Source organism: Bacillus sp. H1a, from assembly GCF_000633475.1.
In the GTDB taxonomy this organism is placed as follows: Bacteria; Bacillota; Bacilli; order Bacillales; family Bacillaceae_G; genus Bacillus_A; species Bacillus_A paramycoides.
Window position 1 is genome coordinate 172,366 of the sequence record NZ_AYMH01000010.1, and the last position, 16,322, is coordinate 188,687.

16 protein-coding genes are annotated in these 16,322 nt (G+C 36.7%); 3 read left to right on the forward strand and 13 right to left on the reverse strand.

Translation table 11 applies throughout. The annotated features are described in order from the left end of the window. Window positions 1-298 precede the first annotated feature (298 nt). The 4 genes from U860_RS0104840 to U860_RS0104855 all read right to left on the reverse strand — a co-directional run bounded on the left by U860_RS0104840 (window position 299) and on the right by U860_RS0104855 (window position 3,177). Entirely contained in the window at window positions 299-1,285 is a 987-nt protein-coding gene (locus U860_RS0104840; RefSeq protein ID WP_025147594.1) for a class I SAM-dependent methyltransferase, read from the reverse strand. A 211-nt stretch (window positions 1,286-1,496) separates the two neighbouring features. Next, a complete protein-coding gene (tpx, locus tag U860_RS0104845) occupies window positions 1,497-1,997 on the reverse strand; it encodes a thiol peroxidase (RefSeq protein WP_025147595.1) in 501 nt (166 codons plus the stop codon). A 133-nt stretch (window positions 1,998-2,130) separates the two neighbouring features. Next, window positions 2,131-2,526, reverse strand: a complete 396-nt coding sequence (gene ytfJ / locus U860_RS0104850) for a GerW family sporulation protein (protein ID WP_000350005.1) — start codon at window positions 2,524-2,526, stop codon at window positions 2,131-2,133. Between the two features lie 12 nt (window positions 2,527-2,538). Continuing rightward, on the reverse strand, window positions 2,539-3,177 hold the full coding sequence (locus U860_RS0104855; RefSeq protein ID WP_025147596.1) for a DUF2953 domain-containing protein: 639 nt from the start codon (window positions 3,175-3,177) through the stop codon (window positions 2,539-2,541). Window positions 3,178-3,381: 204 nt separating this feature from the next. Here U860_RS0104855 and U860_RS0104860 point away from each other — a divergent pair, with 204 nt between their 5' ends. Continuing rightward, entirely contained in the window at window positions 3,382-4,185 is an 804-nt protein-coding gene (locus U860_RS0104860; RefSeq protein ID WP_025147597.1) for an NAD kinase, read from the forward strand. 158 nt (window positions 4,186-4,343) lie between these two features. Here U860_RS0104860 and U860_RS0104865 read toward each other — a convergent pair whose 3' ends face one another. The 8 genes from U860_RS0104865 to U860_RS0104900 form a co-directional block, all read right to left on the reverse strand. Next, entirely contained in the window at window positions 4,344-5,912 is a 1,569-nt protein-coding gene (locus tag U860_RS0104865; RefSeq protein ID WP_025147598.1) for an amidohydrolase, read from the reverse strand. Window positions 5,913-5,999: 87 nt separating this feature from the next. Further along, complete coding sequence (locus U860_RS0104870) at window positions 6,000-6,431, reverse strand: VOC family protein (RefSeq protein ID WP_025147599.1); 432 nt, start codon at window positions 6,429-6,431, stop codon at window positions 6,000-6,002. A 103-nt stretch (window positions 6,432-6,534) separates the two neighbouring features. Continuing rightward, on the reverse strand, window positions 6,535-8,121 hold the full coding sequence (locus tag U860_RS0104875; RefSeq protein ID WP_025147600.1) for an acyl--CoA ligase: 1,587 nt from the start codon (window positions 8,119-8,121) through the stop codon (window positions 6,535-6,537). A 176-nt stretch (window positions 8,122-8,297) separates the two neighbouring features. Further along, window positions 8,298-8,492: an alpha/beta-type small acid-soluble spore protein gene (locus tag U860_RS0104880; protein WP_000168890.1), complete on the reverse strand. Its 195-nt coding sequence runs from the start codon at window positions 8,490-8,492 to the stop codon at window positions 8,298-8,300. Between the two features lie 79 nt (window positions 8,493-8,571). Next, complete coding sequence (thiI, locus tag U860_RS0104885) at window positions 8,572-9,786, reverse strand: tRNA uracil 4-sulfurtransferase ThiI (protein ID WP_025147601.1); 1,215 nt, start codon at window positions 9,784-9,786, stop codon at window positions 8,572-8,574. Window positions 9,787-9,792: 6 nt separating this feature from the next. Then, window positions 9,793-10,935 (reverse strand): cysteine desulfurase family protein, encoded by a 1,143-nt coding sequence (locus U860_RS0104890; protein ID WP_025147602.1) that lies wholly within the window; start codon window positions 10,933-10,935, stop codon window positions 9,793-9,795. A 274-nt stretch (window positions 10,936-11,209) separates the two neighbouring features. Further along, complete coding sequence (ezrA, locus tag U860_RS0104895; protein ID WP_025147603.1) at window positions 11,210-12,919, reverse strand: septation ring formation regulator EzrA; 1,710 nt, start codon at window positions 12,917-12,919, stop codon at window positions 11,210-11,212. Window positions 12,920-13,126: 207 nt separating this feature from the next. Next, window positions 13,127-13,972 (reverse strand): LysR family transcriptional regulator, encoded by an 846-nt coding sequence (locus U860_RS0104900; RefSeq protein WP_025147604.1) that lies wholly within the window; start codon window positions 13,970-13,972, stop codon window positions 13,127-13,129. A gap of 121 nt (window positions 13,973-14,093) precedes the next feature. Between U860_RS0104900 and U860_RS0104905 the strand changes: the two genes are divergently transcribed. Next, entirely contained in the window at window positions 14,094-15,038 is a 945-nt protein-coding gene (locus tag U860_RS0104905) for a DMT family transporter (RefSeq protein WP_025147605.1), read from the forward strand. Between the two features lie 11 nt (window positions 15,039-15,049). Here U860_RS0104905 and refZ read toward each other — a convergent pair whose 3' ends face one another. Next, window positions 15,050-15,688, reverse strand: a complete 639-nt coding sequence (gene refZ, locus U860_RS0104910) for a forespore capture DNA-binding protein RefZ (RefSeq protein WP_025147606.1) — start codon at window positions 15,686-15,688, stop codon at window positions 15,050-15,052. 147 nt (window positions 15,689-15,835) lie between these two features. On the opposite strand from refZ, the gene U860_RS0104915 reads away from it, so the two are divergent. Then, complete coding sequence (locus U860_RS0104915) at window positions 15,836-16,315, forward strand: GAF domain-containing protein (RefSeq protein WP_002173777.1); 480 nt, start codon at window positions 15,836-15,838, stop codon at window positions 16,313-16,315. Window positions 16,316-16,322 lie beyond the last annotated feature (7 nt).

Genomic DNA, 16,322 nt, shown 5'->3' on the forward strand with positions numbered 1-16,322 from the left:
TAGTCTTTCGCCCCTTTTTCTCTTGGTAGTTGTGTGGATCATTCCACAAACCGCTCGATTTTATCTAATTAAATTCACTCACTATGAAAACGTTTCATCATCAGTAAATTTTATACTCACGATTTTAATTTAAACATCGTCCGACATATATTTCAAGTGAAAAAATTGTAACACCAAGAAAAAAAATATATTACAGATTTCAAAAAAATTCAGTTAAATCTTGTATACATTAAAAAATATTATATATCATATACAACTGTACTATATTAAATACTAACCCTGTTACATATATACTGTATTATTTATGTGTTGCAAACCAAGTATTTAATTGATCCATAATATCCTCCATAGCCTTCATGTTAGAGAATTTAGGTAATTCCACTAGTAGTGCCTGTTTCGGCATTATTACATCTTGGCCTTTCTTTTGGAGAACAAATATACTTTTTGCATTTTTCTCGTTTTTAAACATGGAAACAGGTAGCTGTAACAACCCTTGAATAAAACATGTTTCTTTAATAAATGCATGTAGTTTTGGCGCTTGATCACTTTCAAAAATGAAGTTTGGTACTAAGAAGAATAAATACCCGCCTTCTTTCGTATGTTTCACACTTTGTTCAATAAATAAGTGATGCGCATATGACATTCCTTCATCTGCTTTTAATGTATATTCACTTGCACCGATTTCATTTGGATAGTAACCAATTGGCAAATCTGAAACAACTGCATCAACTGGATCGATATAAAGTGGTGCTAGTCCATCTTGATGGAAGAATTCGATTGCATGCTTTTGTAAATTCGCATTTACTAAAGCAAGTTTGATTAGCACTTCATCCACTTCTACACCAAATCCACTCATTGCTAGTTCTTCTTTGGCACTATTAAACACTGTAGTCATTAAATTACCTGTTCCAATTGCAGGGTCTAAAACAGTAATTTCTTTTTGACCTTGCATAAATTTATGGAATAAGTAGCTCATGAACATTCCAACTGCATCAGGCGTCATTTCGTGATTCGCTTGTACGCCTTCTTTCATTCCTTTTAAAATGGCTAGCTGAAATGCTTTACGAATTTCTTCACCTTTATATGTTTCTTCATTAAACGTACTATATTCACGATTCAACCTTTCAATTGTTGATTCGGATAATTCTTCTTGTAAAATCGCTCCTTCAAACAAGTTATCCCCTGTTTCTACAAGCGCCTCTAAATATGTTACATCTAATTCTTTACGTAAAACTACCGCAGAAGAATCAAAAATAGAAAATAATGTTTCTACTGTCTGACTCACGTACATTCCTCCTTCTCTCTTTTACACATAACTTATATCATACCACAAAGTGATTTTTTCCAAAAAGAAAAAGCGACCTCTTGTAAAGAGCTCCCCTTCAAGTTGTTTATGATGTAACGTCTTTTCTCATATATTGGTTCAGTTAACAATACATGAGAAAAGACGACCTCTTCTAAAGTGAAACTTTAATTAGAGGTCGTCTTCTTTTACATTACTTCGCCAATTTTGCTGCTTCTAATGCTGCTTCATAGTTTGGATGGCTTGTACCTTCGCTTACGTATTCTACGTAAACTACTTTGTCATTGCTATCTACTACGAATACTGCACGAGCAAGTAAACGAAGTTCTTTCATTACTAAGCCATAAGCTTCACCGAATGAAAGGTCACGGTGGTCAGAAAGTGTTACAACATTTTCTAAACCGTTTGCTGCACACCAGCGTTTTTGAGCGAATGGTAGGTCAGCGCTAATTGTTAATACTTTCGCGTTTTCAATACCTGCTGCATCTTGGTTAAAACGACGTGTTTGTGCATCACACACACCTGTGTCGATTGAAGGTACAACACTAATTAATTTTACTTCACCTTTGTATGTTTCTAAACTTACTGGAGATAAGTCATTTGCTAACACTTGGAAGTTTGGCGCTTGATCGCCAACTTTAACTTCTGTTCCAACTAAAGTCATTGGGTTACCTTTAAAAGTTACGTTTGCCACTTGAAAATCCTCCCTTATTTAAACAAAATATGTACAATGTAAATGATAGTTTGTCCCTATCGATAATGCAAATAAAATCGCTTCATTTACAAAAAAATAAAGAAGCTAATCCATTGATTAGCTTCTTTACTCATTAAATTTGAAATTCTGGATCATCTTCTTTTCGTTTATCCATCATTTCTTTCACTTTATCAACAGCTTGTGGCGCTAATTCAATTATTTTGTCAATGACATGTGTTTGTTTATCCAAATGTAAAACTTTCACACCTTCTCCATTTATAACAAGAAAGGCAACTGGATTAATGGAAACACCACCACCGCTACCTCCTCCAAATGGATGACGACCAGAATGTTCTACTTTTCCAAATTCACTTCCACCAGCAGCAAATCCAAAACTTACTTTTGAAACGGTAAGAATTACACTTCCATCTGCCGCTTTAATTGGATCACCAACAATTGTATTTACATCAGTCATTTGTTTTAAATGCTGCATTGCGGTTGTCATTAAACCTTGAATTGGATGGTCCATTCTATATCCCCCCTATGCTTGAACAGATTTATCTGCCATACCAGACTTTTGCTTTCTCATAAACATGAGTAGTTTTACCCCTGTTTTCACAGTACGAAATATATGAAAGGAAGCCGTTAATTCACATCTTGATGCAAATCCCTTCCCTTGAAAAACAGGTGTAATTTCAAATTCTGGTACGTCGACAATATGCATATATTGTCCTACAACTCCAGCAGCCATTCCTTTTGTCCCCCATGCATATCCAGTGACAATTCCAGTACTAGCTGCGTCGCCTGCCCCAATTTGTGAATGCCATTTCCAACTATTGATTTTCACTCGTTTGAGAAAATCTTTAAGAATAGTATGAACTTCTTGAAGCTTTTTTATCAGTTCTCCAATGCTATCAAGTTGTGCCATAATTTTATTATCTATTCCGCCATCTTTTTCAGCTTTTTCGATTTTCTGCCCTGTCTTTTTCTGCTGTTTTTCAATTCTTTCCAATACATCAAACGTATATCGAATCATCCATATTTTCACTTGAAATAAACACTGTTTTTCCATTTCTGAATATAAAAACGTCACCTTAAGCGTTATTTTCGATAATAGTATTAGCAAAATAAAAAGGAGAAGAATTATCATTCCAATTACGAGCCATTTCATTCGTACCATCCTTTCACTCCATACCCATTATCGACAAGTTTATTCATCATTAAACAACCTTTTATAAAATTGAATATAAAAATTTTTCTAAAAATAAAAAGGAATTTTGACATTTTATATCGAAATATACTATTTGAGCATATCATTCAGAATACACTCTGATGATATGCAGCACTAAGATTAGAAAATTCAACTGCAGTGGAGGGATACATAATGGCAGATCGTCGCAATTTATTTTTCTTTTATGGTGATGACAAAGTAACGCTCGTTGAAAAAATGAAACCAATATATCGTATTTTAGAGGAGAATGGATTTACCATATTAGATCATCCAAAAAATGCAAACGCTATCGTCAGCGTTGGAGATGATGGAACTTTCTTACAAGCCGTTCGTAAAACTGGTTTTAGAGAAGATTGCTTATACGCAGGTATTTCGACGAAAGATGGAATTTCTTTCTACTGCGATTTCCACATTGACCACGTTGATACAGCCCTTCAAGAAATTACAAAAAACGAAATTGAAGTGCGAAAATATCCAACAATTAAAGTAGATGTAGATCACGGCACATCTTTCCATTGTTTAAATGAATTCTCATTACGCTCTAGCATCATTAAAACATTTGTCGTAGATGTACACGTCGACGATTTACATTTCGAAACATTTAGAGGTGATGGATTAGTTATCTCCACACCAACAGGAAGTACCGCTTATAATAAATCATTACATGGTGCAGTTGTTGATCCACTTATCCCATGTTTCCAAGTAAGCGAACTAGCATCTTTAAATAACAACACATACCGTACACTCGGATCACCGTTTCTTTTAAATCACGAACGTACGTTAACTTTAAAACTTAGACCAGATGGAAATGATTATCCTGTTATCGGAATGGATAACGAAGCACTTAGCATTAAACAAGTGGAGAAAGCTGTTGTTCGATTAAGCGATAAACAAATTAAAACTGTTAAATTAAAAAATAATTCCTTCTGGGAAAAAGTACAGAGAACGTTTTTATAGTAATAAAACACCCCTCGAGTTATGGAAAATCCCATAATTCGAGGGGTGTTTATTTCCCCCGCTATTGGCGCACAGCCTCATATCATTGTCAGTTTTTATCGGTAAATCGATATATCTCGAGTTGCGGTCGATATATTCCGAAAATCGCTGATATACTTTCACACATCTTTTCTATACACAATCTCCCCGTCAATGACGGTCATTTCTGCCTGTACTTCTTTTATTTCTTCTGGCCCAATTTCAAATATGTTGCGATCTAATATCGTAAAGTCTGCTTCATATCCTTTTGCGATTTGCCCCCGCTTCGCTTCTTTGCCAATTGCGTATGCACTTCCTGTCGTAAACAAAGACACTGCCTCATATACCGTTAACTTTTCTTCTGGCATATAGCATACGCCGTCAATAAAGCTTCGACGTGTAACAGCACTATATATGCCTAAAAACGGATTTACTTGTTCAATTGGAGCATCAGATCCTCCGTTACAATGTAATCCCGCATCGAGTAACGTCTTCCAAGCATATGCATAACGAAGGCGATGTTCTCCTAACTTTTCAATAACTGATGGAAAATCCGACGAAACAAAGACAGGCTGAATATCAATGATTGCTTGCAAACTCTTCATTCTTTCAATTAATTCTTCACGAGCAAGCTGGCAATGAATAATACGGTCACGTAATCCTTCTGCAGGTGGATATAATTCAAGCGCATCAATTACATATTCAAGCGATAAATCACCGATTGTATGAATGGCAACCGGCATATGTAAATCACGTGCTTTCTTCACTAACTCTGCAAGCTCTTCACGTGAAAAAATGGCAACTCCATTCGTTTCCTTCGCATCTTCGTACGGTTCACTTAATAAAGCCGTTCTTCCGCCAAAAGAGCCGTCAGAAAAAATTTTCATCGCTCCAAATTCAATATAATGCTTATTTTCATATTCGTTTCGTTCATTCGCTACTTCATGGTGAACGAGTAAATGCGCTTTAAATGGCATTTCGTTTATAACATACGAAAACGCATTGTACGTTTTTTGAAAGCCACCATAATAATTTAAATCTTCCGTATGCCCGCCAACGATTCCGTATTGCCAGCAGTCTTTAATCGCTGTTTGCAAAGCTCTTTGTAAATAAGCCTCATCAATTTCAGGCTGAACATGTTTAATTAATTCTTGTCCTTGTTCATATAAAAGCCCTGTTAACTTATTTAATGCATCCCGGCCAATTTTCCCGCCTTTCGGGTCTTCCGTCTCTTCTGTTATGTTCGCTTCTTGCAGTATGTATGAATTCACCCATGTAACGTGACGACAAACTCGTTTTAATAAAATCGGATGTTCTTTCGAAATCTCATCTAAATCATGTATATGAACATGCTTTGTATCTGTAAAATTATTTTCATTCCAGCCTTCCCCAATAATCCATGTTCCTTGTGGAGCTTCTTCTACTCGCTTCTGAACAAGAATAAGCACTTCGCTATAAGATGTACAATTTGATAAATCTAAACGGAGCAACCTCTCTCCATGCCCAATAAGATGCATATGGCTATCAACGAGCCCCGGAATCATTGTTTTCCCTTTTAAGTCATACAGCTTCACGTCTAAATATCGTTTTTCTAATTCTTCCTTATTCCCCACATCAACAATGACACCATTTTCAGCGTAAACGGCTTCTACTTTTTCATTTTCTTCTCTCATTGTATAAATGGTTCCACCATGCCAAATTTCTCCCATATACTCATCCCCTTTTCCCTTTAGTCTACGGAATTATTTCGTATAAAAAAAGCACCATTTCGATTAAAAATGGTGCTTTTCCAAAAATTAATTTTGTTCAGTAGGATTCGTTGTAATTTGCCATTCAATGCTAAATTTATCTTTTACTTGTCCGTATGCTGGGCTCCAGAACGTTTCTTGAAGCGGCATAATAACCTCTCCACCTTCTTGTAACTTATCGAATACTTCTTTCGCTTTTTCTGCATTACTAATTTGAATTGCGATTGTTACTTGAGATCCGATTGCATGCCCTTGACCTGGGAATGTATCAGAAATCATAAGTTCCGTATTACCAACTTTTAAATTAGCATGTAAAACGCGCTCTTTCGCTTCAGCTGGAATCGGGTATTCTGGATTTTCAGGCATGTCACCAAAAGTTTGCATTACTTCTACTTTTGCATCTAACGCCTCTTTATAAAATTGCACAGCTTCTTGCCCACTACCATCTAAAACTAAGTACGGATTAATACCTAAAATCATACGGACACCTCTTTTTTAAGTTTTTAAAACAGAACTTGTGTTCGATTTCATAATATCATACGTTTTGCATCTCATTCAACTATTTACTTCACTATTTTCAAAATTATTTTGACGGCAGCTCCATCTCTTGTTTTCTAAGTTCAATACGGCGAATTTTTCCGGAAATCGTTTTTGGTAGTTCATCTACAAATTCAATTTTACGAGGGTATTTATATGGTGCAGTGAGTTCTTTGACGTGTTGTTGGAGTACTGGAATTAATGTTTCTTCGTTCTTTTCTATATTCTCTCTTAATACGATAAATGCCTTCACGATGCTTCCACGAATTTCATCTGGACTTGCGACAACAGCACATTCTCTTACGTATGGATGTTTTACAAGTGCATCTTCTACTTCAAACGGTCCGATTGTATAGCCAGAGCTAATAATGATATCATCGCCGCGTCCTTCAAACCAGAAATAGCCATCTTCATCCTTTTTCGCTTTATCACCGGTAATATAATAATCACCGCGGAATTGCATCACTGTACGCTCATTGTCTTTATAATATTGTTTAAAGAGTGCTGGTGTTTCAATATGAACTGCAATATCACCAACTTCTCCTACCTGCACCGGAATACCTTCCTCATTTACGATATCAACATGGTTGCCTGGCGTCGGTTTTCCCATTGAACCTGGTCTAATGTCCATCCCTTTCATTATCCCAACGAGTAATGTGTTTTCCGTTTGTCCATAACCGTCTCTTACTGTAATATCGAAATGTCTTTGGAACGTTTCAATAACTTCTCTGTTTAACGGCTCACCAGCTGATACAGCGCTATGTAACGCTTCTAAATTGTACTCACTCAGGTTTTCTACCTTTGCCATTAATCTATACTCAGTCGGCGTACAACAAAGCACATTCACCTTGTTATCACCTAATAAATTCAAATACGTTTTCGGTTCAAATTTACCGTGATATACAAATCCTGTTGCACCTGAACCGAGAGTCGCTAAAAATGGGCTCCAAATCCACTTTTGCCAACCTGGACTAGCCGTTGCCCATACAACATCATTTTCTTCAATTCCAAGCCAGTTTGGAGCGCTTGTACGTAAGTGTGCGTATGCCCATGCATGCGTATGAACAACACCTTTTGGATTTCCTGTCGTCCCTGACGTATAAGATAAAAAGACCATATCTTCTTTATCTGTCTTCGCTATTTCTAGCATGTCACTTTCTGTTTCTAATGCTGTTTTTAAGTTTGTCCATCCATCTACTGATCGCTCGCTCAGAACGAATTTTTGAAGAGAGTCCATTGCCTCTATCTCGTCAAATTGTCCAATATACGGTTCGTAGCTGACGATTGCCTTCACTTCCCCGTGCCCAATACGATACTCAATATCTTTTTTACGCAACATTTCTGAGCTTGGGATAACGACAAATCCTGCTTTAATCGCAGCGATATACGTCATGTAAGCTTCAATTAAGCGCGGCATCATAATAAGGAGCTTGTCCCCTTTTTGCAAGCCACTTTTTATAAAAGCGTTTCCAATTTTATTCGCACCTTGCATTAATTCAAAATATGTAACCTCTCGTCTATTTCCTTTATCATCTTGCCAAATTAAAGCAAGCTTCTCTTTATCGCCTGTATATTTCTCTATTTCCGAAACTAAATTATAAGACGGTGGCGCCAACAATTCCTCTCTCTTCATAAACATCCTCCTTTATTTCTATGCCTCCCTTATATAATAAAGAATTTTCAGTAAATTTTGAACCCTCTTCTTTTGACAATTTTTTTATGCCTATGTCGAAATGAATTTATAATGATACAAATAACAAAAAGAAAGAGCGGGGAGAACCCGCTCTTTCTAAGCCATCGTATATGGGATTATTTTTGGAAACCGCCTAATTGTTGCTCAGCTAGTGAAACTAGACGTTTAGTAATTTCGCCACCAACAGAACCGTTAGCGCGAGATGTTGCATCAGCTCCAAGTTGAACACCAAACTCTTGAGCGATTTCATATTTCATTTGATCTAATGCTGCTTGAGCACCAGATACTGCTAATTTATTTGTGCTTGCCATGTTGTATCACCTCCTTGTGAGTATAGAGTGTGATAAACAGCATGACTTCATGCACATTTGAATGTGGTAATTTATGGGTTTAGAAAAGTTCTTCGAATTTTTCTTCTTCCGCCACTACTTCTACTGTTTGTAATACCATTTGTTCTGTGTTTGCTACAGCTTCTTCAATTAGCGGCGTGAAATCGTATTTCGACTCAAAACGATTTACTTTCTCACGCTTCGGTTTCGTCGCTGGGCTTGCTGGTGTGAATACTGTACAGCAGTCTTCGTATGGACGAATTGAAATATCATATGTGCCAATTTCTTCAGCAATTTTAATAATTTCTAATTTATCCATCGTAATAAGCGGGCGAATAACAGGATAGTTTGTCACTTCGTTAATCGTATGCATACTATCTAACGTTTGGCTCGCTACTTGTCCAAGACTTTCACCAGTCGTAATTGCAAGTGCATTACGCTCCTCTGCGATACGCTCTGTAATACGCATCATCATACGACGCATAACTGTCATAGAATAGCTAGATGGAATTTCTTTATTAATCGTTTTTTGCACTTCAGTAAATGGAACAAGGTGAAGTGTTACACGTTTACAGTATTTCGTTAACTCTTGTGCTAAATCAATTACTTTTTGTTTCGCGCGCTCACTTGTGAAAGGTGGACTATGGAAGTGAACTGCCTCCACAGATACGCCGCGTTTCATCGTTAAGTAAGTTGCTACCGGGCTATCGATACCACCAGAAAGAAGTACCATTACTTTTCCGCCAACGCCAACTGGTAAACCGCCAGCTCCCATGCGCTCACCACACATAATATAGCTGTAACCACTGCGAATTTCTACACGTACATTCACATCTGGATTATGAACGTCTACTGTGATATCCTCTGTATTTTCTAAAATGTGCCCACCGATTTCTGGAAGTAACTCCATCGTCTTCATTGGGAAGCGCTTATCAGAACGGTGCACTGTAATTTTAAATGTTTTCACATCACCTTTTACTTGTAAGAAAGCTGCTAATGCACCTTTTTTAATATCTTCTAATTCTGATGGTACTTTCATCGCTAAGTTAAACTTATGAATACCGAATACATCTTTCAATCTTTCAGAAATTGCTTCATGGTCTTCACCGTTTAATTGGATGTACATACGGTCATGTGTTGCATCGATTTTAATGTTTGGGAATTTTTTTAATTTGAATTTCACATTATCTCTTAACGTACTCACAAATTTAGAGCGGTTCTTACCTTTAGTCGTCATCTCTCCGTAACGAACTAAAATATATTCATATGTCATCATATTTCTTTACCTCATCACTTCATATAATTTTGGCATTGTCTCTTTAACAATACCTTCAAATTGTTTTACTTCTTCCATCGTGTTTTCCGGTGCTAGACTAATGCGAATCGCACTTGCAGCTGCGGCGTGCGGTACTCCCATTGACACTAGTACTCGGCTCACTTCATTTGCTTTTGAAGAACAAGCAGACTTCGTCGATACATATACACCATGCTCTTCTAAAGCATGAACGACTACTTCTGGTTTTAAACCAACAAATGATACGTTTAAAATGTGCGGTGCCGCATATTCAAGTGACGTATTAATCGTTACATCTTCCATCTCTTTAAAGAAACGGACCAGCTCTGTTTGTAAATTTTGCAAATGAGCTACCTTTTCTTTCACTTGTTCCATCGTCATACGAAGTGCTTTCACCATCGCTACAATACCAGGTAAGTTTTCTGTACCTGAGCGATACTTGAGCTCTTGTTGACCACCTGATAAGATTGGATCTAATCTTACACCATCACGTACATAAAGAAGTCCTGTTCCCTTTACACTGTGAAATTTATGCCCAGATATTGAACAAAGATCAATATGAGAAGCGTATAAATCAAGTGGTACTTTTCCTATCCCTTGTACATGGTCCACGTGGAATCTTATTTTCGGATAATTCGATAATAACGTTCCAATTTCAGCAACGGGCTGAATCGCTCCCGTCTCGTTGTTCACGTGAATAATTGACACAAGAATCGTATCTTCACGAAGCGCTCGTTTTACATCTTCTACCGATACAACACCATGCTCGTTAACCGGTAAATATGTTACATCAAAACCGAGATCTTCTAATTGTTTATATGCCTCAAACACAGACGCGTGTTCAATATTTGTTGTAATGATATGTTTGCCGCGCGAACGATTCCTCATCGCTATCCCTTTAATCGCAAGGTTATTCCCTTCCGTTCCACCTGATGTGAAAATAATTTCAGAAGGTTTAACGTGAAGGAGCTGTGCTGCAATCGTTCTCGATTGAGTTAATAGACGCTCTGCCTCTCCTCCAAGCGAATGAATAGAAGAAGGATTACCAAAATATTTCCCTGCAACCGTTACGTACGATTGAAGAGCTTCTGGATATGGCTTCGTCGTCGCACTATTATCAAAATAGATCATCGTTCTTCCCCTTTCAGCGCTATCACATCATATAATCATATCACAAATACGTGTAATTACGCTAAGACTACTCAAAGGTTCCGTTTTTATATAAAAGTGTACAGTTTTCCCCGCTATTTGCAGGCAGCCTGATTCGTGAAGATTAACAATCAGTGGTGGATGAATCCCCATCACTTATGATTTCACTTTATTTTGAAACGAACAACCTTACTATATTCCGCTATTCATTATAGCAACATCGTCTTCAAAATTACACAAAAAAACAAACCCTTTATTAAAGGGTTTGTTCATTGTCTACATATTCAGCTATTTTTTGAACAACGCCAGGTTCAAGCTGCTCTAATACAGAAGCTGCTTGCTCTAAAGCTGCATCGTATTGATATTCACGGAACAACTTCTCCGCATAATCTAAACTTTGCGCAAGTTCCACATCATGACTGCGGTAACGATTACCGTATTGAATTAATTTTTCAACTAAATACGCTTGTCCAATTAACTCTTCCGTCATTTCAGATACACCATTCACAGTTGTATATGCTTCTTCTAAACTGCTATTTACAGCATTCATATTTAACGGCTTTACTTCTAATTGCTCATATACAGCTTGCATCGCCATTTGGCCTCTTTGTAAATCTTCCATAATGCTCTCTGGAAGACCTGGTAAATTCGATTTTTGCATGAAACGTTTCGTCTCAAAAATTATATTTCGCATTTCTTGTAACTTTTCACGTGCTTCAAATTCTTCTTTACGCATCGTTTGTAGCATTTCCTTATATTCTTCATGAAGTACTTTTAAAGTTTCACATTGCTCATAAATCTCTTCTAGCTCCTCACGAATAATAGAGAATGCAATATCTTGCTCAGCAACTCGTAATTGCAATACTTCAAAACGTTTCAATAAAATATGCATTTGTTTTTCAATTACTTTTTGCGACTCAATATCTTTATCTTGTAATTGATAACTTTGTTTCACAAGTTGTGTTTCTGTTTTCGTTTCAATTGTTCCTATGCGAATTTCTTCTAAATCTTCATAAACAGAAAGTGTTTTTTGCTCCACATAATGTTTCGCATGTACTTCTTGTTCAAGTTGGTCATAAAAACCATCTAAACGAGTTTTTAAGTTTTCTACTTTTTCAGCTGCTTCCGTTATATGAAGCTCCTGTATATCCATTAAACATGTTTGTAGTTGTGTCGTCATATCACGGACTTCTTTAGGGATTTCCAAATACTCTAATACATAGCCTTGACTTACCATATCGTTATGGCCGTGCAATAAATCTTCCAGCTGAACTGGTAATGTCGCTTGACACTCCACCAATAAATCCGGAATTTGGTGAATAATAATTTCTAAACTTGCTAAACCTTCTTCTAAACTAATAACAATTTCTCTCGCTTTTAAATAATCGCCATTATCTGTTGCTTCTTCAAAGCTTTTAAATTTATTAGATTCAGCATCTAGCATCTCTTCAATTCTTTGCTCAGCTGCTCCATACATATGTCGATGAGCAAGAACACTTTTCTTCATACTACGATATGTATCACGTAACCCTTCAATTTCCGAACTATTTTTCTCATGGCTTTCTAACAGTTGCTGTAATTCATTTAAAATATCAGTAATACGATTATCAGCGTCATCTAAACCACTTATGGATTCTTTCATCGCATGCTTTGCTTTTCGGAAGGAGAATTGCGAGGCGAATTTTCGCGCTTGCCCTAAATCTTTTTCAGCTTTCGGAAGAGTTGTTGATACAATTTCATCCCACTCTTCACGCCATTTACCAAACAGTTCTTCTGTTTGACCTGTCATATTTAAGTCTTTCACCCGTTTTAGTTCATCTGCCACAGGTTTATCTTTTATTTCTTGTTTCCACTGCTCCAGTGCTTCAATATCTTTATATGAACGATTTCTTATCACAAGCTCTATCATGAGCAGCACTAGAATAGAGCTTACTACAATGATAACGATCGTCAGGATAGAATCCATGCAAAAAAGCCTCCTAGTTATATCTCTTTTTTTGTCCGTTCCGTTTATGAAATGGAAGGCATTATGTATAAAAAGGGAATTCCCCTATATTTAACAACTAACAATGTACTAATCATACCATGTAATGGCGTGTTTTTGACCTAGTTTTTTTTAAAATTTCATGTTTCTTTAAATGTAATTGTAATCTTTCTCAACATTCCGTTTACTTCACCCTCTATCCTCAAATGAACGCGATAACAAACACTCTTCCATATGAGATACGAAATAAATTTTTCGCAATAGTGATGGTTCTACAGAAATTGCATGCACATTACCTTGCATTACTGCTTGCTGTACAGCTATTTCTGGAAGCAACGTTATACCAAGTCCAGCTCCTACCATCGCAAGCATAGGTTCTGCATAAGAGGTTTCAACTGCAATTATCGGTTTCGCGCCCATACCTTGAAACATATTCATAATCATTTTCCTTACATCGCATATTTCTGGGTATACAATTAACTTTTCATCCTGTAAATCTTCCATTCGGATTACCGTTTTCTCTTTATACGGATGATCATTTGAAACAGCACAAACAATTTTTTCTTTCCGAATTTCTTTTATAGACGTAGCGCCTTCTACTACTGAATCAATGAACATCGCTTCAATCTTCCGCTCTTTAAATAATTCCATTAATACTTTCGTATGCTCGATTTGCCACTCTACTTCATATACATCGCCTAATATGTCTTTACACTTCGATATGTAATGAGCCGCTAAACTCGGTAATATACCTATTGAGATTTTCCGCTTCTCTTGAAATTCCTTCATTTCCGTTTTCACTTCATTTATTTGTTCCAAAATCGGTGACATTCTTTTTATAAATAGCTCTCCAGCTTTTGTTAATTCTACCCCTTGAGCGGAACGTTTTAATAAAGTAACCTCTAAGTCAGCTTCTAATCTTTGAATTTGTTTACTAAGCGCTGGTTGTGAAATATGTAAAAGTTTACTCGCTTTCGATAAACTTCGCGTTTTCTTTACTTCAATAAACGATCGTACTGCCTCCAAATCCATCATACACACCTCTAACAAAAAGTTATAACCGCCATAAAAAATCTATATTTCCTCTTAGAAAGAATCAATCTTTATACTTATTTTATCAACTTACTATAACGAAATAAAAAGGAGAAAGATACTCTTGGACAAAAAACAAATACTACTCGGATCCCTTCTATGCTTAATCGCTGTAATGGCTTGGGGATTTATGTTTCCTGTAATGGCAAATGCCCTGCAGTTTATAGATCCATTCTTCTTCACAACTATCCGCTATGGATCAGCAGCTATTATTTTCCTTATGCTGCTCTTAATCATCGAGGGGAAGAATTCGCTCCGCTTAGAAAAACGAACACTTTCGTTATTCTTTTATGGAACAGTCGGTTTCGCAGGGTATGGATTTCTCGTTTTCTACGGACAACAACTTGCCGGACCTTCCGGAGCAATCCATGCAGCTATGATTCAGTCTCTTATGCCACTAATTGCTCTATCATTGCAATGGATAACTAAAAATAAACGCCCACAACACTACACATTTCTTTGTATGTTCGTTGCATTATTCGGTGTTATGCTTGTCATTTCAAAAGGAAACATTCACTTATTATTCGGAACCGCAAGTCACTTATCAACAAATATATTTATGTTATGCGGCGTTACTTGCTGGGTAATTTACACGAACGGCGGTGCTAATTTCAAGTCTTGGTCACCACTTAGATACACAACATTAACTTGTTTATTCGGCTCTATTTCACTCGTTGTAATCGTTACTGCATTAACAAACGCAAATATAGTCGCTGTACCGTCACTATATACAATTATGAGCATTCGTTTTGAGCTCTTTTATATGTCAATTATTGCGGGCGTTATCGCTGTATTTTGCTGGAACACAGGAAATCGATATATTTCATCTATTAACGGCATATTATTTATGAATTTAGTTCCTGTGCTTGCACTTATCGGTTCTATATTTCGAGGTTATACAATCGACAACATAGAAATTGTCGGAGCGGCATTAACAATTATTGCGCTATTATGCAACAATTTATGGCAAAGAAAACAAGATATAAAAATCCCCACCTCAGTTCGTTAGGTGGGGGTTTTTCACATATGAACAGCTCTTGGCAATTCATAGTACATATTCGTTGTATACAATGTTCGTTCCATCCATTGCTCAATTTCTTTCGTGTACATTTCTAAGAAAAATGTCTCTGACGGAAAAGAGTGTAGTACTTCTGATATATATTGCGGATATAAAAACGGCATATTCATCATGCCTTTTAATTGCGTCATAAACATTGTAAAAGATACCTTTTTAAATTCTTTCTTCATTTGTCCTTGTTTAATAATTTGCTCTATATAATATCTTTCTCTAGAAAAATAAACGGTCATCACTTCACGAATTAATGTCGTATCAAGCGAAAGCTCTCTATAAAAAAAACGTGTCAGTTCCCTATTATCAAATTGATATCGTAAAATCCCGCGCACCATTTGCACTATCGCATCTTTAGCCGATAAATATTCTCTCTGTTCAAATGATGTTTCAATTACGTGAATATATCCTTCTAAAAAATCAGTAATAAGCTGTTCTAATAGGCCTTGCTTTCCAGCAAAATAATATGAAATATTCGCTACATTCACATCCGCTCGCTTTGCAATGTCTCGCACCGACGTTCCATCATAACCTTTCGTATTAAACAACGATATTGCCGCATCAATTACCTTTTGTTTCGTCTGCTTCATGCGCTCACTTCCTCTCACTGAACAGCTATAGTTTAAATTTCTTGACTTTTAAGACAAATTCCTTTAATTTTCTATCGACAAAGTCATGTGAAATACATCGTATTTTGCTAGCATTTTACATATCTCGATAAAAAGGGAGTTGTTTCCATGTTTACAAAAGAAAGTTATGCAGGATCTCGTGAGCAGCAATATGAGACAGTAATTAAACAACTGGATGCATTATTAACTGGCGAACCGAACGTAGTCGCAAACTTATCAAATGCGTCCGCACTATTAAATCAATTTTTAGATCGCGTTAATTGGGTTGGCTTTTATGTAACAGAAGGAAATCAGCTTGTTCTTGGACCATTCCAAGGAATGCCCGCTTGCGTACGTATTCCTTTCGGACGCGGTGTTTGCGGCGCGGCAGCTGAAACAAAAACAACGCAACTTGTAGCAGATGTTCACCAATTCCCAGGACATATCGCTTGCGATAGTGCCTCTAATTCGGAAATCGTTGTACCGATTATGAAAGAAGGAACTGTCATTGGTGTACTTGATATTGATAGTCCTGAAAAAAATCGTTTCGATGAAGTAGATCAGCACTATTTAGAAAAGTTTGTGGAAACACTCCTAAAACATATGTAAAAAAGAA